Below are 22,700 nucleotides of genomic sequence, written 5' to 3' on the forward strand. Positions count from 1 at the left end.
AGCCCATGTTTTTTCAAACCTCTTCCTGCATGGAAGAGGTTTTTTGCCGTCAATTGTTGAAGGCTCTCATTTTTGACACAGCCATGCTGAGATAGGATAATACTTGTTAAATGAAACTTCGGAAGGGAAGGCGGTACCTTGTCACGCAGTTCACTCACCCGATTTCTAAGCGGACCGTTTATATTCTTTACCATTATCATGATGATCAAAAGTTCACTGGCCTGGATTGTTATCTTCGATGACATCCCTGTCTGGAAACCACTGCTGACCGAATTGCCGCTCATCTGGATCGGCTTCTGTCTAATTGAGTGGTTTGCTGCCAAGCGGCGGATGTGGATATACCTTGCCATGAATTTGCTGCTCTCAGGGATTTTCTTTGCAGCCATCATGTACTACAAATACTATGGCGTAATCGTTAACTATCACGCGTTGGCACAGGTGAATCAGGTGACCTCGGTCAAGAGCAGCATGTTCTCTTTGCTTGATCCCTATTATTTGTTTATTTTTGCAGACGTTCTGATCATTGGGGGGATACTCATTCGTCGCCGGATCAAGCTCGGGAGTACAGAACGCCCGAACTGCATTCCGCTTGAACGACGTGCCAGAAGACGGGTTGCCTCGGTCATTCTGACCTTGTCCATGATCCTGTGCATGCTCAACATCTATCCCAATCGGGCCAGCATGAGTGAGCTTACACAAGCAGAACAGATGGGCATCCTCGGTTACGAGGCGTATACCATCCTGGATCGACCTGATGAACTTATACCCATTGCTCACATCGATCAGACTGACATCGACCAACTGAAACAAACGACCGAACTCCCTTCGATTGTGGAGCAGGGTGCCGCGAGCGGACGCAACGTGATTATGCTCCAGTTGGAATCGTTCCAGAACTTTCTGATTGGATTAGAGGTAGATGGACAGGAGATCACGCCTAATCTGAATCAATTGGCTAGACAGAGCCTATATTTTCCGAACTTTTATCAGCAAGTGGGACAGGGAAATACATCAGATGCAGAATTTGTTGTGAACACATCGTTTTACACCCCACCGAACGGGGCAGCAACAACCGTATATGCGGATAAAGCTCTGCCGAGTCTACCCAAGTTGATGTCGGCAAACGGATATCAAACAGCTACATTCCATACAAATGATGTTCGTTTCTGGAATCGGGATCAGTTATACAAGGCACTTGGATTCGACCAGTATTATGATATTGATTATTTCGGCACGCAGGACTCTATCGCCTTTTCGGCCTCGGATGAAGTACTGTATTCCAAAACACTGGATAAGCTGGAATCCATGCAGTCTTCGGGGAATCCCTTCTATGCCCATATCATCTCTATGTCAGCCCACCACCCGTACACTTTGCCTAAAAACAAGGTGAAGCTGACGCTGCCAGAGCGTTACAAGGATACGTTGCCCGGTGATTATCTGATATCACAGCATTATGCGGATCAGGCGGTTGGACAGTTGATTGCTGGATTGAAAGAACGGGGATTATGGGAAAATAGCTTGTTTGTCTTGTATGGGGATCACCTGGGACTTCCCATCTATTCACTGGATCGGGATGACAAGGTCCTTATGAAGGAGTTGTATGGTCGGGAATACACATCAGCAGATATGATTAATATTCCACTCATTATCTCGGCCCCGGGCGTTACCCCGGGTGTACAACTGGAACAGATTGGAGGCCAGGTGGACATTCTGCCAACGATTGCGGGACTTACCGGGGTATCACTGAAGGAACAATTACATTTTGGTCAGGATTTGCTGCATGAAGGCGGAAACCTGCTACCCGAACGTTATTACCTTCCTTCCGGGTCGGTGCTAAACGATGCTTCTCTCTTCATACCGGCGAAAGGATACGGGGATGGGACGCATTATTCCCTAGCTGATGCGGGCAGACAAGATGCCGAGCAACAGCAGATGAATGTTCCTTCAGAAGAGATGCCGAAGAATTCAGGAGAAGAGGAATCTCCAACTATCGCCACACCCAATAACAATGGGCAGTCTTCTTCACGGTTTATAACGAAGGAACAATATGATCGGGCATTGGATCTTGCACACTTGTCCAACAGTTATTTAAGCCAGTTACCGGACCGAAAGGAAGCGAAATAAAAACTAATCGTTAAATGTACTGTTAAATAGGCTTCATTAACAATAGATAATAATCTAAAGTATGTCTTCAAAATTAGGCAAGCTATATGATGATAGATATCAGCATACAGAAAGTAAAGTTTCGAAGTCCCATCTTGAGGTCCCAGCTTGCCGGCCGGATCCTGGCGAATGGGTAGAAGATTTTCTAAGGAACTCAGGACGTCTTATTTGACCTTTAGATCCTCTTTATACATTGTAAAGAACATCAGACACGTTATTTCCCAAAATCCCCCGAAAAAATGCTGCAAACGGCTGTTTATTCGGATATAGCGTGTCTCAGGTTCCTTAGATTTCTGCGGATGCTTCAAATCCCTGAATAAGGCGCCTCAGATTCGTTAGGACTCGCTTCGTGCCTTGCTCCAACCACAAGCTTAGCGATCATTTTATATCTACTTCCAATATCCTTAATAAAACCGAAAAAGCCCGTTAAACAGAACCGATCACGGTCTGATTAACGGGTCTTTTCTTGGTTTTATTGTGGCTTAGGACATTACAACGCCATTCTCTGTGACAGCCCTGCTTCCGTTTACAACGGCAGTAGCGCAACCGACTTGCGAGCAGTCAATTGCTCTACCATGGCAAGCCATTCTTGCGGTTTGTTTGGTAACACCGCATAATATCGATTCAGGAAATCAGCCACCAGACTGGCTGGCAGTTCACCAAGCGACTCATCACCTGGCATAAAGCACAGATCCAGTCCGCCAACTGCTTCACCGTCACCTTGCCAAGATGGATGAACATACGGGAAGTCCAGACGCTGGTACCCCAGATGGGACAATACTTCACGACGTACATACGGGTCCATTGGCTTAATGCCGCCAAACTCGTGATCCTGACTCAGATAAGGATTATAGATTTCGGCAAACATACCGAACAATTCTTTCCCGTTTGCTGCAGCCAGCTTTTGCAGATCACGCTTGCGGTGATTCGCCAGGAAACTGCCAATTCCCAGACCTTCGCGCCCAATAATCGTGAAGTCCGTCATGGCAACGTTCCAGTCCTCGTAATAACGGTACTCTGTCGCTCCAACAACCTGTCCCTCATGCACAGCCACGAACACCCGAATACCCGGATCTTCCAGCGGTTCTTCCCACAAGGGGAAGTCCAGCACTTCTTCCCTCGGGAAAATCTCCTGCATCAACTTGTGCATTTGGGCAAACAATGGATCTTTAATGGATGTAATACGCGTGAATTCCATAAATAAATACCCCCTCAATTGATTATGTATTTCATTTGATTTTATTTTTATCTGAACGGATTCTGCCACTCCATCAGGGCTGCATAGTTGCAAGATTCCTCATCGTCCAGATAGTCTGCGGTCACACCAACAGGCATGCGGCCACAGCGAAGCAGGAACGATATCACCGGGTCACGTCTCTCTCCCGCTGCTACCTGATCCAGATATTCCTGCGCAGACAGTTGGTCTGCAACCAGATGATAACCGGGCATTCTACCAGCACCGAGTAACCGATCGATCCCCTGAGCGATGACAAGGTGGTACATCGCCTGCATCATAAGCTGAGCCAGTCCCCATTTGCGGTACTTTGGACGAACACAGAGATCCACAATATACAGCGTGTTGCCATCCGGCTGGTGGTTACGAATATAGCCGTCATCCGTTACTTCCGCCCAGGTATGACTTGCTGGATGTGCAGGGTCCCACTGCATCCGTAGCGAGGTCATTGATCCGGCCAATTCTCCATCCACTTCAATACAGATGGCACCCTCCGGGTAATGCTGCACATGACTGGTGAGCTGCTCGTGACTCCAGAGCAGCTCTTCCGGATAAGGAGGAGGGAAACTCTCCGCCTGAATGCGAATGAGTTCCTCAAAGTCGGATGCAACATAATTGCGAACAACTGCCTTTACCCTTTTGCCACTTTGCTCCGGGTCGGTGATCAGCATTTCTTTGGTATACATGTTGCCGGGTCGCCCCTTTCCACTGACAAATGAATTTCCTGCTCTGCTCTGTTCCGTTCAGTTTTAATTACGTGTTCAAAAAGGTCGGTTTTCAGTACCGAGAAGATGGGATGAAGCTAGAAATGGAGTAGCGGAGCGTAGGGAAGACTACGTGAGCAACGGACATTTCGGCTGAATTCCATATTCGATGCTGATGATGCCACTGGGCATCCTTCGTAATCAAAAGCGGACTTTTTGAACAACCTCTATAAACGTTGCTGCCTACTCCCAATCGGTATACAGATCAGTACGGCGGTCACGCCAGGTCGTTACTGATCCACGTTCACGTACCTCATACAACAAGTCCAGATCCAGATCGGCGGTCACGATCATATCGTTGTTAATCTCACCCTCGGCCAGAATGCCACGTGGCGGGAACGGAATATCATTCGGCGTAATAATGGCAGCCTGTCCATAGTTGGCACGCATGAAATCTACTGTTGGCAGGTTACCCACTGTTCCGGTTAACACAACATACACCTGATTCTCCACCGCGCGGGCATGACTCGTATAACGTACACGGTAGAATCCATGACGATCGTCCGTGCAGGAAGGACAGAAAATCACATCAGCCCCCTTGGCTTTAGCCATCCGTACAATTTCGGGGAATTCAATATCGTAACAGGTCAGCATGGCAATACGGCCTTTATCCGTATCAAACACCTCAAGTCCGTCTCCGGGAGCCATATTCCATTCCTGTACTTCGGTTGGCGTAATGTGAATCTTGTCCTGTCGCGCGATGCGACCATCCGGGTAGAACATGTGGGCTGTATTATACAGCTTCCCTTCACGGCGAATGACGTGGGTTCCCCCGATGACGTGCATGCCGTACTTGGCAGCAAGTGACGTGAACAGTTGTTCATATTGCTCCGTAAAGTTCGGCAGATCCTCAATTGTCAGTGCATTGCCTTGTTTGTCCCCAATGGACATTAACTGTGTTGTGAAAAATTCCGGAAACAGCACAAATTCGGTTCCGTATTCGCTCGCTGTCCGTATGTAATGCTCAGCCTGAGCGGCGAACTGCTCAAACGAACTGATTGTGTGCAATTGGTATTGTACAGCGGATACCCGCAGTTTCATGTTCGTACACCTCCATCATGATTATGCTTCCATTGTAACAACGATCCGGGGTCAACAAAAGAGTATTTACACCGGTCACTACAATGACAGAACTACCTTCCGATCGCTTCCTTACTCACCCAGCATCGACTGTGTGAATGCGATCCACTCTCTCGTGGCAAATGAAAGATAGCGGTCCTTCCGCCAGATCATACCAAGCTGCCATGGAATCACCGGTTCCACTACCGGTATGATGCGTACACGCATATGGTCCACCTCACGACAGATCGTCTCCGGCAGTAAGGCCACCCCCAGATTGGCGGCAACCATCGCGCTGAGCAGATCCCACTGGGAGCTCTCATATACCACCCGGGGCTGGAACCCAGCATGCTGACAGGCCACAATAATCCGGTCATGCAGCGCAAAATCCTCCCGAAACAGCACAAAGGCGTCGTTTTCCAGTTCATGCAGCGCAACCGACTCTTTACCTGCAAGCGGATGTGAAGGGTGTACAAGCAGGTTCAGCTTCTCTTTCACAAACACAAAATGATCCAACAGCTCATCCACGGTTGGCAATACGGCAACGCCAATATCCAGTGCACCACTGATCACATCGGCCTCCACTTTTTTGGCACCATCCTCAAACAGCTGAATGGTCACCTGCGGGTAGGCTTTGTGAAATTCACCAATGATCATGGGGAAAAAGCTTGATCCTACCATCGGTGGCAAGCCGATCCGCAGATGTCCTTTCTTCAAGTTCATTAGATCGTCCAATTCGGACGACAGACTGCGGAATGATTTTTCAATCTCCAGTGCCTGCCGAAAAAACACATGACCTGCATCGGTTAGTTCCACTTTCTTACCATAACGGTCCAACAACGTGATACCCAACTCCTCTTCAAGACTCTTGACCGTCTTGCTGATCGTGGGCTGAGTGATATACAGGACTTCGGCGGCTTTTGTGAAGCTCTGCTGCCGGGCAACTTCCAGAAAATATTGCAAATGGCGGATATCCATCGGTTGATTCCCACCTCTCATAGATAAATGGAATAGTAAACATTCTTAATATGCATTTTACTCATGAAAGAATGCCATGTAAAATTTATGATATCAAGTGAAACATTTTCATAACAACTCAAATGATTACGTTGATTATACAAGGAGGGATTGAAGTGAAAAAATGGGGCCTTGGTATTGTACAGGTTGCGCTCTTAATGGTTTTTTCACTGCTCATGGACCTGTTGGCCCGTACTCTCCATCTTCCTGTACCGGGTTCGATACTCGGTATGGTTGTGTTATTCATTCTGCTTCAGACTCGTGTCGTGAAGCTGCGCTGGATTGAAGTTGGAGCTGCCTGGCTGCTCGGTGAACTATTGTTATTTTTTATCCCGTCAGCCGTTGGCATTATGAACTATATGCCCATGCTGGAGCATGACGGTCTGCAGATTTTATTCATCGTACTGCTTAGTACATTTCTGGTCATGTCCTGCACAGGCCTGGTGGCTACACGAATCGCGAAACGAAAGGAGCGTCACACCGGATGATTGGATTTCTCTGCCTGCTGTTAACCGTCGGTATCTATGCGGTCGCCAAACGAATGTATCGTAGTCTGCCAAAAGTATATCTGTCTCCACTGCTCATTACGCCGCTGCTTGTCGTTGGCATATTGCTCGCAACGGGAACGGATTATACCACGTATAGCAGTGGCGGCAAATGGCTGAGTCTGCTTCTCCAACCGGCCACCGTGGCGTTTGCCGTACCGCTTTATACCTTTTTCCATGTACTCAAAAAACATATTTCCGAGATTGTCTTCAGTGTCATGACCGGCTCGGTGGTTGCTGTACTTTCTTCTGCCCTGCTCGCCAAATGGTTGCGCCTGGATTCCGGTCTCATTCATAGTCTGATCCCAAGATCGATCACCACCCCGATTGCCATGAACGTTTCGGCTACCATCGGTGGCATTCCCGCAGTGACAGCTGTTTTTGTTATTATGACTGGCCTGCTCGGAGTGATTATGGGCCCTTCGATCGTTAAGATGCTGCGCATCGATGGGGAAATTGCCCGAGGCACACTGTTTGGAACCGGTGCCCATGGCACAGGGACATCCAAGGCGTTTGAACTGAGTTCCCTGACCGGTACCATCTCCAGCATCTCCATGGTGCTCGCTGCCTTGTTCACTTTAGCCGTTGCACCCGTCCTTTCTAAACTTATTTTCCCATAATGGATGGAATTATCCACTTTTTTGAAATATTATTGTTGTATTAAAGCCCTTTCTTCCTTACAATAAGGACAGGTTTTTAATTGTGAATATTGCGGGGGAGATGCGATGAAAAGAACCGGAATGAAGAGATCTCTGGACCGTCTTGGACGAATTGTCCTTCCCAAAGAAATGCGGGATACGATGGAAATCCATATCGGCGATCCGCTTGAGTTTTTCATTGAAGGGAAAGAGTTAATTTTAAGAAAGTACAAATCAACATTATGTATTTTTTGCGGTGATGTAGATACGGAAATGTATTTCAAAGAACAATTCATCTGCCGGACTTGTGCAATTCAATTAAAACACCCGGATGACTCTCCCGACTGGTTCGTACCTCAGAACAAACAGGCTCCTGCACCCGTGGAGCGTCCTGCTTCCAAATCCGCCCCAGTCTCATCTCCCGCTAGGGAAGAAGGGACCACAGCTGACAACCAAGAATACCCGGACCTGCGGCCGAAGACGGCACGTATGCTGCAACAGATGAAAGAGATTGTTGAACAGAATCCCGGTTTGGCTCAACAGCAAATTGCGGAAAAGCTTGGCATCAGCCAAGGACGCGTCTCTCAATTAAAAAAGTTACTATAATTAAAATGGCATTTGATCATTTATAGTCAGAAGACCTTCCGATCAGGAAGTCCCGCTGCAAGAGAACCCGTTGTTTTTCGTGGGTTCTTCTTTTTTTATATTCATATTGTCATGGAAAGGAGTTCTATGGATAAAATTCTGTATTTATCACAATTCGACCTCATGTCCTCCTTGTCCGAGGCAGACCTGATTGAAATGGATGGGATGACTTCTATTACGACCATACCCAAAAACAGACAGATCCAGACACCGGATACGTTTACAGAAGGTTTCTATTTTGTAAAAAGGGGAAAGGTTCGTTTATATACTTTAAATCCGGAGGGCAAGCAGTTCACTCTCGATATTTTGACGGAAGGTAACGTGTTTGGAGAAATGAACGGAATCTCACTCGGAACACGTGCTGTTTATATCGAAACGATGGAGGAGTGTGACATTTGCCTGATGAACAAACAACGTTTTGAACAGTTTCTGATTGAACATCCACAGTTTATGATGAGACTGATGAACGTACTAAGCGAGCGGATCAAACGAATGAGCGAGTTGACACAGACGCTCGCACTCGGAAACCTGCATGAAAAGGTGATACATAATCTCTTCCGGCTGGCTGAACAGATGGGATGGATCGAAGAAGATGAGTACTGCCGGATTCAACTTGGGCTTACCCATCAGGAGATTGCCTGGATGGCAGGAGCCACACGGGAATCGGTTACGATTGTCATGCAAGAGTTAGCAAGAGCAGGCCGTATTCGTACCGGATTCAAATCAGTCTCCCTTCATCGTGACGAAATCACTACCCTCCGGAAAATCACTGCCCACTTGTAAGATGTCTTACATCCCTGTTCTCCAGCAAGTTGTACTATATAACTCATGATGTTATACAACCAAGGAGGAATACTGTTGGATGCTAAGCCAGATCTATTTATCCCTGAAGACATTCTTCTTCGCAAAGGTGCCCGTAAAGCAACGGAAATCCCAGAGCATATCCGCAATGGGCTGCAAGCAGGACATATTGAATCGGTTAATTTGACCGAATGGCTGGCTGTAGATCATGTTTCTCTTTTTCAGAAGGTTACCCATGAATGGGGAATGGATGCCAAAACCAGAGCAATTACAGAGCAGTTAACACAGATGGATGAGCAGCGGATCATGAAAATCATCCCGACCATAGCCTTGCAATGGCTTGATCTGTTGAAACGTCCATCAGTCAATGAACAAACGAATCTCTTTCGTTCCATTGCAGAGCATCGTTCAGACAGTGTTCGCTGCTGGGCGGCTTATATCATTGGGCTGGATTCCGGTCTGAACCTGACTGAAAAGTTGGAGCATATTCGGCCCTTTGCAGCAGATCATCACTTTGGTGTGAGAGAAATTGCCTGGATGGCTGTACGGGAGTCCATCTCTGCCGAATTAGCCTCAGCCTTGCAACAATTAATCCCATGGAGCGTTGACCCTGATCCACTGATCCGTCGCTTTGCCATAGAATCAATCAGACCTCGCGGCGTCTGGGCCAAGCATATTCAGGAGTTAAAAGAAAATCCGGCCATGGCCCTTCCCTTGCTTGACGCGGTGAAATCCGATGCCCATAAGTATGTGCAGGATTCGGTAAGTAACTGGCTGAACGATGCCAGCAAGACCAATCCAGAGTGGGTGCGGCAGGTCTGTGCCACTTGGACTCAGCAGTCGGATACCCAACATACGCGGCGAATCGTTACACGTGCCACGCGAAGTATTACATAAAAAAGATGACCACCGCTCACTGGCAGTGGTCATCTTCTGTATAGCCATCCGCGTTGGTGAACAGCCCAATAACGTTCCCTCTTAACCTTTCACTTACGCCTGAATCGCGTCCATCTGTCCTTCTTCTTCCGCTTCCAATCTGCGCATGCCTAACACCAGGACAATGATGTTAGCTACCAACAACACAGCCGGGAACGGAACAGCAGCGTATTGTGCATAGATCAGATGACTTCCCACGGCCCCAATCAGAATGAATGTCAGTATGCCAGAAGCCAGGATGCGAGTCCGTGGAATCAGCAGTCCTACAGCACTAAGCAACTCCACGGCACCCAGCAGATACATGGTCCATGTCGGATAAGAGAAACTCTCGAAGGTCTGAATCATCATGTCTGCTCCACTAATCTTGTTAAACCCCGTCATGACGAAGACACCTGCTAACACAACCAAAAAAACGTAACCCAAAATCTTGTTCATATGTAGATCCTCCTAAAGCGAATTGAATGTTCCCACTATGTAATGATTATTTTTGCGATAAATAGTAAAAAAAGAATCTATGTAAAAGCTCCCAAAGGTCACTCTGTTTTCAACCGTTCAGCCCAGTTCAATTTTCAGAATAGTACGCGTTCATATTATACGTATTATTTATCAGCAACTTACTTTTATGAAGTTAGTATATAATAATAATATAATTTCTTCAAGTAATTTTTCACTGTATGATGTATAATACATACAAAAGGTATGTTACAGTATATTTTGTAGTAACCCTCATTTACTTGGATGTCCTATATTCTTAAAGCGGCAGAAATCATGTCCTTTCATATACAACTTGAAAAAAATACTTATGAATCGAGGTGAACACGTTGAAGCTGAAAAAAGTAAAAGCACCAAGTCCCTGTATGATCACTCAAGCCATAGACATCATAGGCAAGAAGTGGGTACTGTTAATCATGTACCAACTGTTGTCCGGACCCAAGCGGTTTACGGAGCTTGAAGCAGAGATGGCGATCAGTGGACGACTTTTATCGGAGCGACTGAAGGAAATGGAGACGGAAGGTATCGTAACCCGGCACATGTTTCCCGAGATACCTCCCCGTGTAGAGTATGAATTGACACCGAAAGGCAGAGCCATTGAACCTGTCATTGATCAGATCTACAGTTGGTCATCCGACTGGTTGAAACAGCAGAAATCCGAGTAGTTGAATTGCTACTTAATAATCTCTACTCAACATAAATACGCCTGAATCAGGCTGATCTGCGGATCATTCCCTGATTCAGGCGTATTTATATTACCTTCAACCTTTTAATGAGAGAGATGTTTTGAAGGCTGAAGCTGTACCGGCAGACCGGAATCTGCCGATGCCAGCGCCGCCGTCGTAATCTCCTGTGTACGGCAGGCATCCGCATAATCGGACAGAATTCGTGAACGGTCTCCCGTACGCAGGGCGTGAATGAACGCTTCATTCTCACGCTCGTATGGGTTATGTCCTGCCGGAATCTCCAGACCTGCCATCGCATGTTTTGCCGCACTTGGCAGAAGCAAACGTTCCGGCGTCCAATCCCACACACCTGCATCCGTGTAGAACTGGAGCCCAGCACCGCCCTCTCCATCTGGCAACAGACATGTATTGGCGATACTTGCAATTGCTCCACTTTCCAGCTTGAGCGTCACATTTGCCACATCGGCAACGGTGACATGCTCATGCTTCTCATGCATGCTTCGCTGAGCTGCTACAGCATATACCTCCGTAACTTCTCCTGCACAATACCGAAGCAAATCTACAATATGTGTAGTCTGCTCTACGAATTGTCCTCCTGAACCTTCCTGACGCCGCCACCAGGAAACTCCGGGCATTCCGCCCATCCAGCGGCCAAGTGCCATGCCAACCGTCTGTTCTTTCATCGCTTGCTGCAGGACCTGCGCAGCCTCCTGATAACGGAAATGGTAACCTACAGAGGTTAACAAACCGCTCTTCTGTACCTGATCCAATACCTGACGCGGAACATCCATTCCAGTGCTCAAAGGTTTCTCCACCAGGAATGGAATACCGCGGCGGATTAATTCGGACTCAATCAATCCGTGAGACATCGGAGGCACACAGATATACACCGCATCCAGCTTCTCACCATCCAGCATATGTTCAAGTTCCCCGTAACCAACAGCATCATATACGGAGGCCATAGCCTCTGCCTTTTCGAGCGATGTTCCACAGACACTCGCAACACGAACACCTTCCATCCGTGCGAGAATATCCGCGTGTACCTTACTGAACCAGCCTGTTCCAATGATTCCGATCTGTAATGTCATGGATGTAATCCCCTCTCTATGTTACACGCTTACATGTTCCATTCGACTCTCGGCCTTGAAATCCTGCCTCAGATTTTGCCGGATGCTTCCAGCAACAGCTGATCCAGATCCTGTGTATGTTTAATCGCTTGCTCTTCAGACCAGTCCAGACGACCAGCCATATACGAGATAACTGCTGCTTTATAGCGACGAACTTCATCAATACGGAAGAATAAATCACCTGTTCTTCGTACCAAAAAGTCAGATGGGGTTACAGCCATCTCTTCATCAATCGCGTAATGTAGCATAAGCAATAGCTCCTGTGGCATGCCATGAAGTTCTGACTTGGTTCGTGGATCGGGCATTCGCTCATATAATGCTTCCACGTTGGAACCATACGTACGGACCAGCCGCTCCGCAGCAGGTCGAGCAAGCCCCAGGGCAACACCATCCTTGATCTTGCGCTCCGCATACGATACAAATCCAGCCGATCCCCCTACATCACCGCCGGAGATGGGCATCTTCTTCGTTACACAAGGGCCTATGGAATGCCCACTCTCCTGCTCCATCTGGCGTGCGACCAGATCAACAACCATCTCGGCCATTTTACGGTATCCGGTTAATTTGCCCCCGGCAATCGTAATCAGGTTGGAATCGGATACCCAGACTTCGTCCTTACGTGAAATTTCGGAAGGATTCTTGCCTTCCTCATGAATTAGTGGTCGTACACCCGCCCATCCAGATTCCACGTCCTCGGTACCAATGTGTACATCTGGAAACATGCCATTAACTGCATCAATCACATAATCGCGGTCCGAGTCGGAGATTAGCGGGTGTGCAGGATCGTCCTGATACACGGTGTCGGTTGTGCCTACATAGGTTTTGCCATCACGTGGGACAGCAAACACCATTCGACCATCTGGTGTATCAAAATAGACGGCCTGTCTTAATGGGAATCGTTCACCATCAAAGACCAAATGAATGCCTTTGGTCATCTGTAGTGTTTTCCCTTGGCGTGAACCATCCAATTCCCGCAGACCGTCCACCCATGGACCGGAGGCGTTGATCACCTTGCTTGCTTTTAGCGTATAGATCTGCCCATCGATCTGATCCGTGGCTTCAATACCTGTAATCTTGCCATTCTCCTTCAGGAAACCCTTCGCCTTGACGTAGTTCACTGCCTGTGCCCCATGTTTGACAGCTTCTTTCATAACTTCTATGGTGAGCCTGGCATCATCAGTCCGGTACTCCACATAGAGTCCACCACCCAACAACCCCTGTTTGCGTAATAAAGGTTCACTATCTGACACCGCTCCAGCATTCAACATTTGGCGCCGTTCACTGCGCTTCACCCCGGCGAGCCGATCATACACCATCAGTCCAATGGATGTGCTGAAGCGGCCGAACGTGCCAGCCGTATAGATCGGTAACAACATCGGTTCCGGTGTTGTCACATGCGGCCCATTTTCATAAACTACAGCCCGCTCCCGTCCTACCTCAGCAACCATCTTTACTTCATATTGCTTCAAATAACGTAATCCGCCATGGACAAGTTTGGTCGAACGACTGGATGTACCTGCTGCAAAATCCTGCATTTCTACAAGTGCTGTCTTCAATCCACGGGAAGCCGCGTCCAATGCAATCCCTGCGCCTGTAATCCCGCCGCCAATAATTAATACGTCAAAATGTGCATTCGCCATATTTTGCAAATATTCGGTCCGGTGTGCTGACGAGAACGTTTCTGTCATTCTTGAACCTCCCACTGATTTCCTTAATCTTTCTGTAAAAAAACAAAAAAAGGACCACGTCATTCGCTCAGCAATTGCTGAGCGGCACGTGGTCCCTCCCGATCTCCAGACATCATTTTTTAACTTGTGCCTTTATCCTATCACAGATTTTTGACGGCGTGAAGTCCTGAAATGACACATTATTCAAAAAAAATTCAAAAAGTTGTTCTGCCAAAGGATGGAATTTCAAATGAATCCACTAACCTTGTTTTTTTCCTTATAGTGGGTATATATTTTGCCTTCTCCAGGAAGAATAACCCTGTAAATCATGCATCATTTTCCACCAGTAAATATCATTTATAACATATGTTTAGTTAAAAAGTACAAATACCCACACCAAGAGATATTCATTTCATTCCTTTTATTTAAAAGCCATTGCTGCATTCACTGCACGCTTCCAGCCTGTATACAGTTCTGTCCGTTGTTCCTCAGCCATAACAGGATGGAAGACACGCTCCGTATTCTCATGATCGGCCAATTCATCCGCGTTCGTCCAATACCCAACCGCCAAACCTGCCAGATAAGCCGCACCCAATGCAGTCGTTTCGTTCACCGTTGGGCGTTCGACAGGAATGCCCAGAATATCACTCTGGAACTGCATGAGAAAATCATTAGCCGCCGCCCCGCCATCGACACGCAGAGCATGCACAGGAATACCCGAGTCGGATTCCATAGCCTCCAGTACATCTTTGGTCTGATACGCCAATGCTTCCAGTGTAGCGCGGATAAAGTGTTCCTTCGTCGTGCCGCGGGTCAGGCCAAACACTGCACCCTTGACCTCACTATCCCAATACGGACTGCCCAGTCCCACAAATGCAGGTACCATATACACGCCATCTGTCGAAGGCACGCGTGAGGCGTAGTCCTCACTATCTTTTGAAGAGCGAAGCATTCTTAATCCGTCACGCAGCCATTGAACCGCTGAGCCTGCAACAAAAATGCTGCCTTCAAGCGCATATTCAACCTTGCCATTCATCCCCCAGGCAATGGTCGTAATCAGTCCGTGATCCGATTGTACCGGGTTCTCTCCCGTATTCATAAGCATGAAACAACCGGTACCATATGTATTTTTCATACTGCCCTTGGTATAACAGCCCTGACCAAACATCGCTGCCTGTTGATCACCTGCCGCTCCCGCAATCGGAATCCGATGACCGAAGAAATGATAGTCTGTTGTGTGTGCATACACCTCGGATGAACCTCGCACTTCTGGCAGCATGACCTTAGGAATGTCGAGAATACCCAACAATTCGTCATCCCATTGCAGATCATAGATGTTATACATCAGTGTACGTGAAGCATTGGATATATCCGTGACGTGTGTGCCCCCGCTTAGTTTCCAGATCAGCCAGCTATCAATCGTGCCAAACAACAGTTCCCCCTTCTCTGCCCGCTCTCGGGCACCAGGGACATGATCCAGAATCCACTTTACCTTTGTTCCCGAGAAGTAGGGATCGATCAGTAATCCTGTTTTACGGCGGAAAAGGTCCCCGAGACCCTGCGTCTTCAATTCTTCACAGATATCTGCGGTCTGTCTGGATTGCCATACCACTGCATTATAGATGGGTCTGCCTGTTTCTTTGTCCCATACCACAACGGTCTCACGTTGATTCGTAATTCCAATTCCGGCAATCTGGACAGGCTTAATTCCGCTCTCTGCCAGACATGAAGCCATCACGGCAAGAATAGAACTCCAGATTTCGTTGGCATTCTGCTCTACCCAACCCGGCTTGGGGAAATATTGGGGGAATTCCTGCTGAGCAATGTGCACAATCTCCCCGCCGTGGTTAAATAGAATGGCCCGGGAGCTCGTCGTTCCTTGATCCAGAGCCAAAATATATTTTTCCATACAGACAACCTCCAGTTGTGGGTTCTTTTTACGATGTAAGCGATTTCTCGAAGTGTCGGATCAGATCTGCGTTGGATGTGGTCACTGCCGTAGCCCCGACGCCAAGCGCAAGTTCAACCTCTTCCGGTGAACGGATCAATCCCCCTGCAATAATGGGTATCCCTGTACGCACAGATACTTCCGCAATAATATGCGGAATGACGCCAGGTAATACTTCAATATAATCCGGTTGGGTTTTGGCCAGCAGCAGATAACTTTTCTCCAGTGCATGGGTATCGAGCAGAAAAATACGTTGAATCGCTGTAATGCCTTTCTGCTTTGCCTTCTGAATGACACTCGCTCGCGTAGAGATCAGTCCTGCCGGGCGAATGTGCTGACACAGATACTCTGCCGCATACTCATCATTCTTCAATCCTTGGACCAGATCTGCATGCAAAAGTATCTTTTTGTCGTACCGCCGAGCCTCGTCCATTACACTCTGAAGCTGTGCAATATGCGTTTCCAGCATCACCCCATAGGTATAAGGGCCTTCAATCATCGCTTCAAACTGCCTCATGCTCTTCGCAGCCGGCAATATACGTTGTCCCTCAAATGGCACCTTCGTTCCTCCCGCATTCATCAGATGCCTATATTGTATAATCCGCACTGCGGGAACGGCAAGCCATTCCGTGAATCAGGAAACCCTGATCGCTACCCTATCATCCATAGCAAAAAGCCGCTGCTGTACTTCTCCAGAACGAAGAGTACTACAACGACTAATCAATTACGTCTATTAATAATGATTAAGCCTACGCATGCGGAAGTAGCGTCTCTGCCCCAGCCCAGCCATCATTTTCTGACAAGTGACCGGAACGATTCACTTTTGTTTGCAGATACTTCTCGTTAAAAGCAGAACGATCTCCCCATAGTGGCACACGTCCACCCACATTTAATCCCGCTTCCTGCAAGGCAGCCAGCTTCCGTGGATTGTTGGTGATCAATGTAACCGGAGCAGAGCGAAGCGCACGTAATACGGCAATCGCATCGTCATAATTGCGGGCATCGTCCGTGAATCCGAGCTGCAAGTTTGCATCTACCGTATCCAGTCCTTCTTCTTGCAAAATGTACGCCATCGCTTTGCTGAACAGACCAATGCCACGTCCTTCATGGTTGGCAAGGTAGAACAGGGCACCTGCTCCGTGAGCGGCAATCATCTTCATAGATTGCTCCAATTGGAAGCCGCAATCACAGCGTTTGCTGCCAAAGATGTCGCCTGTATGACAGATGCTATGCATCCGGATCAGCGCTTCTTGTGCGTTGGCAAAGTCACCATACACCAGAACACTGGATTGTTGACGCTCTGCCAGTTCAGCTTCAGCAAGAGATTCAATTAACTCGCCGCTCTCCATCGCTTTTTCCGATTTCATCCAGCTGTACCACTGGAATGTCTTGGTCTCTCCATCGAGGTTTACGGGGAGCTTAATCGGCCCCACGAGGTATATAAACTCTTTTCCACTCGGAAAAGTCTGAATTTTGGGGGCAAGTAGTTGAATAATATGTGCATTGATCATTGTCGTTCCTCCTGTTTAGGCCAACTTGTATGTTGATTGATTCGCATCCAGAGCGAAAATGGATCACTTGGATGTTATATAGTACGTATCTATATTATTCTCATCATCATTAGTTACTTTATGTAAGTTAGTTTAGAATAAAAATTATAAAGTGTCAAGTAACTTTTATTTTTAAAGTAACTACTAAAATTATGTTACGCAACCGACACAAATATGTGTTTCATTTCGGGAATATTGGGTATGAGTTTATAAACTGCTCATACACTAATGTTGTAGTCCAAAGCACTTCATGCCTCGAACTTAACGATGAGGGGGTAATACACATGATCCGCCGGAAAAGAACATGCTGGACAGCCATACTGATGGTCTGCGTCCTGCTCATAAGCGGATGCTCCATCTGGCCCGGACAGGACGATTCAGCGAACAACGAAAAGGTAGCGCTTACATTATGGTACTGGAATCGTTCCATCGATGATAAGTTGATTGCCAGGGCTAAGGAAAAGTTCCCCAATATCGAACTGACAGCTCAGAAAATCGGCGGTGATTTCAAAGCAAAGCTCAAAACAACACTCGCTGCACGCTCAGGTGAACCAGACATTGTAGCATTGAATGACTGGATCATGGAGCTATTCCCCAGTGAGGACCGTTTCTATAATCTGTATGATCTCGGTGCTGGAGATATTGAAGACCAGTATCTGCCGTGGAAATGGAAGCAAGGCGTTACGCCAAGCGGACAGATGATCGGTTTCCCGATGGATACAGGGCCAACAGCCCTCTTCTACCGAGAAGATCTGTTCAAGGAAGCCGGATTGCCATCTGATCCCGAGGACGTTACACGCCAGATCAACAGCTGGGATGCATATGCTGCTGCCGGAGAACAGCTCAAAGAAAAATTCGGAGGCAAGGTTTTTCTAACCGATAATATTGCAACCGTTTACAACCAAGTCATATCGCAGTCTGCGGAGCGTTATTTCCGGCCGGACGGGTCCTTTATCGGCATGGATTCCCCTATTGTGGGCAAGAGCTGGGATACGGCCGTTGCTTTCAAAGAGAAGGGACTACTTGCCAATGCAGATGGCTGGACTCCGGGCTGGAACGCCGCGATGAATAATGGTGAAATCGCCTCTTTTGTAGGTGCTGTCTGGATGAAACAAGTTCTTCAGGAAGCCGCTCCGGATACATCCGGGAAGTGGCGGGTCGCTCGGGCACCTGGGGGAGATGGCAACAACGGAGGATCATTCCTGTCCATCCTGAAGTCGAGTGAACATCCTCAGGAAGCCTTCGAACTGGTTCGCTGGCTGCAAAGTCCCGAGAACCAGCTCGAGCAATATCAGACATTGAACCTGTTCCCTTCTGCTCCAGGTGTATTTGATGACCCTGCCATGAAAGAAGAGGAACCTTTCTTTGGCGGACAGGCGACAGGACCAGTATTTGCCGAATCGGCACAGCAAGTGCCGGATGCTTTTTTTGGAGAAAGATACCCTTCCGTACACAACATTATTACTCGAAGGCTGAATGATGTCGCGAAGCAAAATGCCGATCCTCAGCAGGTCTGGACGGATACGGTGCACCGCGTCGAGCGGGAATTACAGCGTTAACCTGAAGAACGTGTGGTTTCGTTATCCGCAAAGGAGGAATTCATATGGCTGTAACTGAACCTCGTCTTACTCCCGATCCCGGAAATGCAAGACCTGATCTGGATCGGCAGAAGTCACTGTGGTCCAGGATGTGGGAGCATCGTGCACTTTATGTTGCGATATCGCCGTTTTATATTCTGTTTGCGGTATTTGGCCTGTTCCCGATCGGGTTCTCACTCTATCTGGCTTTTCATAAATGGGATGGCATCGGTGTCATGACGTACAACGGACTCAACAATTTCAAATACATGCTGACCGATGCCGAGTTCTGGCAAGCCGTGGGCAACACGTTCATGATCTGGATCTATTCGACGATTCCGATGCTCTTCTTCGCCCTGATTATTGCCTTTTTGCTACATGCACCATTTGTGAAGTTCCGTACCCTGTTTCGGGTCGGTTATTTTCTGCCAAACGTCACATCCATCGTGGCGGTAGCCATTATCTTCGGTGCTTTATTTGCCAACAATTATGGCTTTCTCAATTATCTGTTGCAGTCGGTCGGGCTACCGGTTGTGGAGTGGCTTAATGCACCATGGGGCATTAAAGTCGCAATCTCCTCCATGGTGGTCTGGCGCTGGACCGGATATAACGCCGTCATCTATCTGGCCGGACTTCAGAGTATTCCGCAGACATTATACGAAGCGGCCAAGATTGATGGCGCATCAGCGATACAGTCCTTTTTCCGAATTACAATTCCGATGCTGCGTCCTGTGATCCTGTTTACGGTCATTACATCAACGATTGGTGGTATGCAGCTGTTCACCGAGCCACAAGTATTGGTAGGTAATGACGGTGGCGCAGGTGCAGCAGGCATGACGATTGTACTGTACCTCTACCGTGAATCCTTCATTAACAATTACTTCGGATATGGGGCTGCTGTTGGCTGGGGTATGTTCCTCATTATCGCCCTGTTCTCGATTGTGAACTGGAAGCTTGTTCAAGGCAAATCATCCTGATGTGATAAGGGGGAGCGCACATGGCGACCAAACACCTCAAATCGCTGGTGTTGTATACCGGTCTTATCGGGGGCATGCTCATATCCATGTTCCCGTTCTATTGGCTGATTGTAATGTCTACCCGGACAACGTCCGATATCTACAAGTTCCCGCCCCAGCTCTGGTTCGGGGGTGAACTGTGGAATAACATCACGCGGGTGTTGCAGCAGATTGATTTCTGGGGAGCTTTTCTGAATACGTTGTTTGTGTCGGGCCTCGTGACCATACTTGTACTGTTTTTTGACTCACTGGCGGGGTTTGCGTTTGCGAAGTTTGAATTTCCCGGCAAAAAGTGGCTCTTCATCCTGCTACTCGCCACCATGATGGTACCTTCGCAGCTGTCGCTGGTGCCTTCCTTCGTGCTGATGGCTACGTTCGGCTGGGTCGGTTCCTTCAAGGCCCTGATTATTCCGGGCATGGTGAACGCCTTCGGCATCTTCTGGATTCGCCAATATGCTACGGAGTCCATTCCGAACGATCTGCTGGATGCAGGCCGCATCGACGGCTGTAATTTCTTCCGACTCTATTGGAACGTGGCACTGCCAATCTTGCGACCTGCCTTTGCTTTCCTCGGCGCATTCACCTTTATCGGGGTATGGAATGACTACCTGTGGCCTTTGATCGTCCTGACAGATGAACGCAAGTATACGTTGCAGATTGCGTTGTCTCAATTGAACGGACTGTATAATACAGACTATGCCATGGTTATCGCGGGTACATTGCTCGCCGTTATTCCGCTTATCGTCATGTTCCTGTTCATTAGCCGTCAGTTTATTTCGGATATCGCCGCAGGAGCAGTGAAGGACTAAGATTGTGGCATTTTGATCCATCCCTCAAGTCTGATATTCTTATCTATAGATGAAATAACAGATGCCATATAAGTTGGATGAATGGCGCCACGTTGGCGGAGGGGACAGAAAGAGCCTGAAGAAATGGAGTAAAAAGCTTTCCAGAGGAAAGCTACTTCGAAAGCATATGCTTCGCATTTACGCGATCGGAAGGCTTTCTGTACCCGAAGTGTTAACGTGTAACAGCATTCATTCACTTATATATTTAAGAAAGAGGGATGACAAAATGGCTTCTTCACCCTATATGATCGGCGTAGATATCGGCACGACCTCCACCAAGGCCATCTTGTTCGAACAGAACGGAACCATTGTGGCTCAAGGCAGTGCCGATTATCCGCTACACACCCCCACACCTGCGATTGCGGAGCAGGATGCGGAAGATATTTTCAAAGCAGTCATCGAATCCGTTAAACAGGCCACGTCCAAAGCGGGAGTGAAGCCAGAGGACATCCTGTTTGTATCCTTCAGTTCGGCCATGCACAGCATTCTGCCTGTCGATCAACACGGCAAACCGCTAATGCGGGCCATGACTTGGGCAGATAATCGCAGTGCCGAGTGGACCGAAGCACTCAAATTGGAGATGAATGGTCACGAAATCTATCTGAGAACAGGTACGCCGATTCACCCGATGTCCCCTCTCACCAAAATCATGTGGCTCACCCGGGATCAACCGGAACTGTTCAGACAGACGTACAAATTCATATCCATGAAAGAATATGTTTTCTATAAATTATTTTCTGAATACGTCATTGATCACTCGATGGCCTCCGCCACCGGGCTCATGAATCTGGAGAAACTCGACTGGGATGCAGAAGCGCTACATGTGGCGGGCATTACGCCGGAACACCTATCCCGATTGGTCCCAACCACACATGTGTTGAAACATGGACTGCACCCGGAATACGCCAAGGAGATGGGCATTGCGGTCACCACACCATTTGTCATCGGAGCCAGTGATGGTGTGCTCTCCAACTTGGGCGTGAATGCCATTGACCCAGGCGTCGTGGCCGTAACCATTGGTACTAGCGGAGCGATTCGTACGGTCGTGGATAAACCAGTGACCGATCCAAAAGGACGTTTCTTCTGTTATGCGCTCACGGAGGATGCCTGGGTCATTGGCGGACCGGTTAACAATGGCGGTGTTATTTTCCGCTGGATTCGGGACGAGTTTGCGGCTTCCGAGGTGGAAACGGCGAAGCGACTTGGCATCGATCCGTATGAAGTGCTCACTCGTGTTGCTGAGAACGTACCTCCCGGTTCGGAAGGTCTCTTGTTCCATCCGTACATGACAGGTGAGCGGGCTCCGCTCTGGAATCCGAACGCACGGGGTTCGTTCTTCGGCCTGACGCTGCATCATAAGAAAGAACATATGATTCGCGCTGCGCTCGAAGGTGTGTTGTTCAACCTTTATACCGTCATGCTGGCAATTGAAGAAAAGATCGGTCGTCCGAAGAAAATTCAGGCGACAGGCGGCTTCGCCCGCTCTGAGTTGTGGCGTCAGATGATGGCAGATATTTTCGATCAGGATGTCATCATTCCTGAAAGTATCGAAAGCTCCTGCCTCGGCGCAGCTGTACTGGGCTTGTACGCCCTTGGCCGCATCGATTCCCTGAGTGCCGTCTCCGGCATGATCGGATCAACACATCGGCACCAGCCTGACCCGGAAAGTGTCCGCGTGTACCGTGAACTGCTGCCGATCTTCATCCGCATCTCCCGCAAATTCGAAGAAGAGTATGCAGATATCGCTGCCTTTCAGAATAAGACGATGCAGGGGTAGGGAAGGCGTGCATGTACGTTTATGAGGACCCTCCCGCCATGTTTTAGACATGCGGGAGGGTCTTTTTCATTTACATATCTTCATGTACAGTTTTTATGTACCAATTTTCTTGCAGAAACTGTGTTATTGGATAGATGAAGCCTTCGTCCTCAGTGTCTATCAAATTAGCTAAATATGCCACACAAAAAAAGCCCCACAGTTCGAAAGACTGTG

At 48.1% G+C, this 22,700-nt stretch carries 21 protein-coding genes; 11 read left to right on the forward strand and 10 right to left on the reverse strand.

Translation table 11 applies throughout. The features are described from left to right. Window positions 1–138 precede the first annotated feature (138 nt). Complete coding sequence (locus tag AC4E8D_RS29930; protein WP_490205612.1) at window positions 139–2,121, forward strand: LTA synthase family protein; 1,983 nt, start codon at window positions 139–141, stop codon at window positions 2,119–2,121. Between the two features lie 565 nt (window positions 2,122–2,686). Here the strand turns inward: AC4E8D_RS29930 and AC4E8D_RS29935 are convergent. The 4 genes from AC4E8D_RS29935 to cidR all read right to left on the reverse strand — a co-directional run bounded on the left by AC4E8D_RS29935 (window position 2,687) and on the right by cidR (window position 6,195). Continuing rightward, window positions 2,687–3,358, reverse strand: a complete 672-nt coding sequence (locus tag AC4E8D_RS29935; protein ID WP_047840815.1) for a hypothetical protein — start codon at window positions 3,356–3,358, stop codon at window positions 2,687–2,689. A 47-nt stretch (window positions 3,359–3,405) separates the two neighbouring features. Continuing rightward, complete coding sequence (locus AC4E8D_RS29940) at window positions 3,406–4,080, reverse strand: GNAT family N-acetyltransferase (protein WP_490205613.1); 675 nt, start codon at window positions 4,078–4,080, stop codon at window positions 3,406–3,408. Between the two features lie 261 nt (window positions 4,081–4,341). After that, window positions 4,342–5,199, reverse strand: a complete 858-nt coding sequence (locus tag AC4E8D_RS29945; protein ID WP_221819709.1) for a carbon-nitrogen hydrolase family protein — start codon at window positions 5,197–5,199, stop codon at window positions 4,342–4,344. 111 nt (window positions 5,200–5,310) lie between these two features. After that, window positions 5,311–6,195: a cidABC operon transcriptional activator CidR gene (cidR, locus tag AC4E8D_RS29950; protein ID WP_124116663.1), complete on the reverse strand. Its 885-nt coding sequence runs from the start codon at window positions 6,193–6,195 to the stop codon at window positions 5,311–5,313. A 155-nt stretch (window positions 6,196–6,350) separates the two neighbouring features. On the opposite strand from cidR, the gene AC4E8D_RS29955 reads away from it, so the two are divergent. The 5 genes from AC4E8D_RS29955 (at window position 6,351) to AC4E8D_RS29975 (ending at window position 9,760) form a co-directional block, all read left to right on the forward strand. Then, window positions 6,351–6,722 (forward strand): CidA/LrgA family protein, encoded by a 372-nt coding sequence (locus tag AC4E8D_RS29955; protein ID WP_490205614.1) that lies wholly within the window; start codon window positions 6,351–6,353, stop codon window positions 6,720–6,722. Beyond that, a complete protein-coding gene (locus tag AC4E8D_RS29960; protein ID WP_076209664.1) occupies window positions 6,719–7,399 on the forward strand; it encodes an LrgB family protein in 681 nt (226 codons plus the stop codon). Before AC4E8D_RS29955 ends, AC4E8D_RS29960 begins: the two co-directional genes overlap by 4 nt. Before the next feature lie 105 nt (window positions 7,400–7,504). Further along, window positions 7,505–8,023 (forward strand): AbrB/MazE/SpoVT family DNA-binding domain-containing protein, encoded by a 519-nt coding sequence (locus tag AC4E8D_RS29965; RefSeq protein WP_047840820.1) that lies wholly within the window; start codon window positions 7,505–7,507, stop codon window positions 8,021–8,023. Between the two features lie 126 nt (window positions 8,024–8,149). Continuing rightward, complete coding sequence (locus tag AC4E8D_RS29970; RefSeq protein WP_221819718.1) at window positions 8,150–8,845, forward strand: Crp/Fnr family transcriptional regulator; 696 nt, start codon at window positions 8,150–8,152, stop codon at window positions 8,843–8,845. A gap of 111 nt (window positions 8,846–8,956) precedes the next feature. Further along, entirely contained in the window at window positions 8,957–9,760 is an 804-nt protein-coding gene (locus tag AC4E8D_RS29975) for a DNA alkylation repair protein (RefSeq protein WP_313771429.1), read from the forward strand. 93 nt (window positions 9,761–9,853) lie between these two features. Here AC4E8D_RS29975 and AC4E8D_RS29980 read toward each other — a convergent pair whose 3' ends face one another. Further along, complete coding sequence (locus tag AC4E8D_RS29980) at window positions 9,854–10,234, reverse strand: DoxX family protein (RefSeq protein WP_221819728.1); 381 nt, start codon at window positions 10,232–10,234, stop codon at window positions 9,854–9,856. Window positions 10,235–10,656: 422 nt separating this feature from the next. Between AC4E8D_RS29980 and AC4E8D_RS29985 the strand changes: the two genes are divergently transcribed. Beyond that, entirely contained in the window at window positions 10,657–10,956 is a 300-nt protein-coding gene (locus tag AC4E8D_RS29985; RefSeq protein ID WP_026081419.1) for a winged helix-turn-helix transcriptional regulator, read from the forward strand. Between the two features lie 104 nt (window positions 10,957–11,060). On the opposite strand, the gene AC4E8D_RS29990 is transcribed toward AC4E8D_RS29985, so the two are convergent. From AC4E8D_RS29990 to AC4E8D_RS30010, 5 genes are all read right to left on the reverse strand, one after another. Continuing rightward, window positions 11,061–12,065: a Gfo/Idh/MocA family protein gene (locus tag AC4E8D_RS29990; RefSeq protein ID WP_221819730.1), complete on the reverse strand. Its 1,005-nt coding sequence runs from the start codon at window positions 12,063–12,065 to the stop codon at window positions 11,061–11,063. Window positions 12,066–12,133: 68 nt separating this feature from the next. Then, on the reverse strand, window positions 12,134–13,792 hold the full coding sequence (locus AC4E8D_RS29995) for a glycerol-3-phosphate dehydrogenase/oxidase (RefSeq protein ID WP_339306060.1): 1,659 nt from the start codon (window positions 13,790–13,792) through the stop codon (window positions 12,134–12,136). Between the two features lie 400 nt (window positions 13,793–14,192). Then, the gene (gene glpK, locus AC4E8D_RS30000; protein ID WP_221819732.1) at window positions 14,193–15,680 is read right to left on the reverse strand and encodes a glycerol kinase GlpK; all 1,488 of its coding nucleotides are present in this window, start codon (window positions 15,678–15,680) and stop codon (window positions 14,193–14,195) included. A gap of 28 nt (window positions 15,681–15,708) precedes the next feature. Beyond that, a complete protein-coding gene (locus tag AC4E8D_RS30005; protein ID WP_221819734.1) occupies window positions 15,709–16,278 on the reverse strand; it encodes a glycerol-3-phosphate responsive antiterminator in 570 nt (189 codons plus the stop codon). 190 nt (window positions 16,279–16,468) lie between these two features. Continuing rightward, entirely contained in the window at window positions 16,469–17,230 is a 762-nt protein-coding gene (locus AC4E8D_RS30010; RefSeq protein WP_221819736.1) for a GTP cyclohydrolase II, read from the reverse strand. Window positions 17,231–17,553: 323 nt separating this feature from the next. Between AC4E8D_RS30010 and AC4E8D_RS30015 the strand changes: the two genes are divergently transcribed. The 4 genes from AC4E8D_RS30015 (at window position 17,554) to gntK (ending at window position 22,487) form a co-directional block, all read left to right on the forward strand. Next, window positions 17,554–18,828 (forward strand): ABC transporter substrate-binding protein, encoded by a 1,275-nt coding sequence (locus AC4E8D_RS30015; RefSeq protein ID WP_221819738.1) that lies wholly within the window; start codon window positions 17,554–17,556, stop codon window positions 18,826–18,828. Between the two features lie 128 nt (window positions 18,829–18,956). Beyond that, on the forward strand, window positions 18,957–19,823 hold the full coding sequence (locus AC4E8D_RS30020) for a carbohydrate ABC transporter permease (protein WP_062837111.1): 867 nt from the start codon (window positions 18,957–18,959) through the stop codon (window positions 19,821–19,823). A gap of 20 nt (window positions 19,824–19,843) precedes the next feature. Continuing rightward, a complete protein-coding gene (locus AC4E8D_RS30025) occupies window positions 19,844–20,671 on the forward strand; it encodes a carbohydrate ABC transporter permease (protein ID WP_036612996.1) in 828 nt (275 codons plus the stop codon). A 265-nt stretch (window positions 20,672–20,936) separates the two neighbouring features. Further along, window positions 20,937–22,487: a gluconokinase gene (gene gntK / locus AC4E8D_RS30030; RefSeq protein WP_221819739.1), complete on the forward strand. Its 1,551-nt coding sequence runs from the start codon at window positions 20,937–20,939 to the stop codon at window positions 22,485–22,487. Window positions 22,488–22,700 lie beyond the last annotated feature (213 nt).

The sequence above is a fragment of the Paenibacillus sp. SRL342 genome (assembly GCF_984798905.1).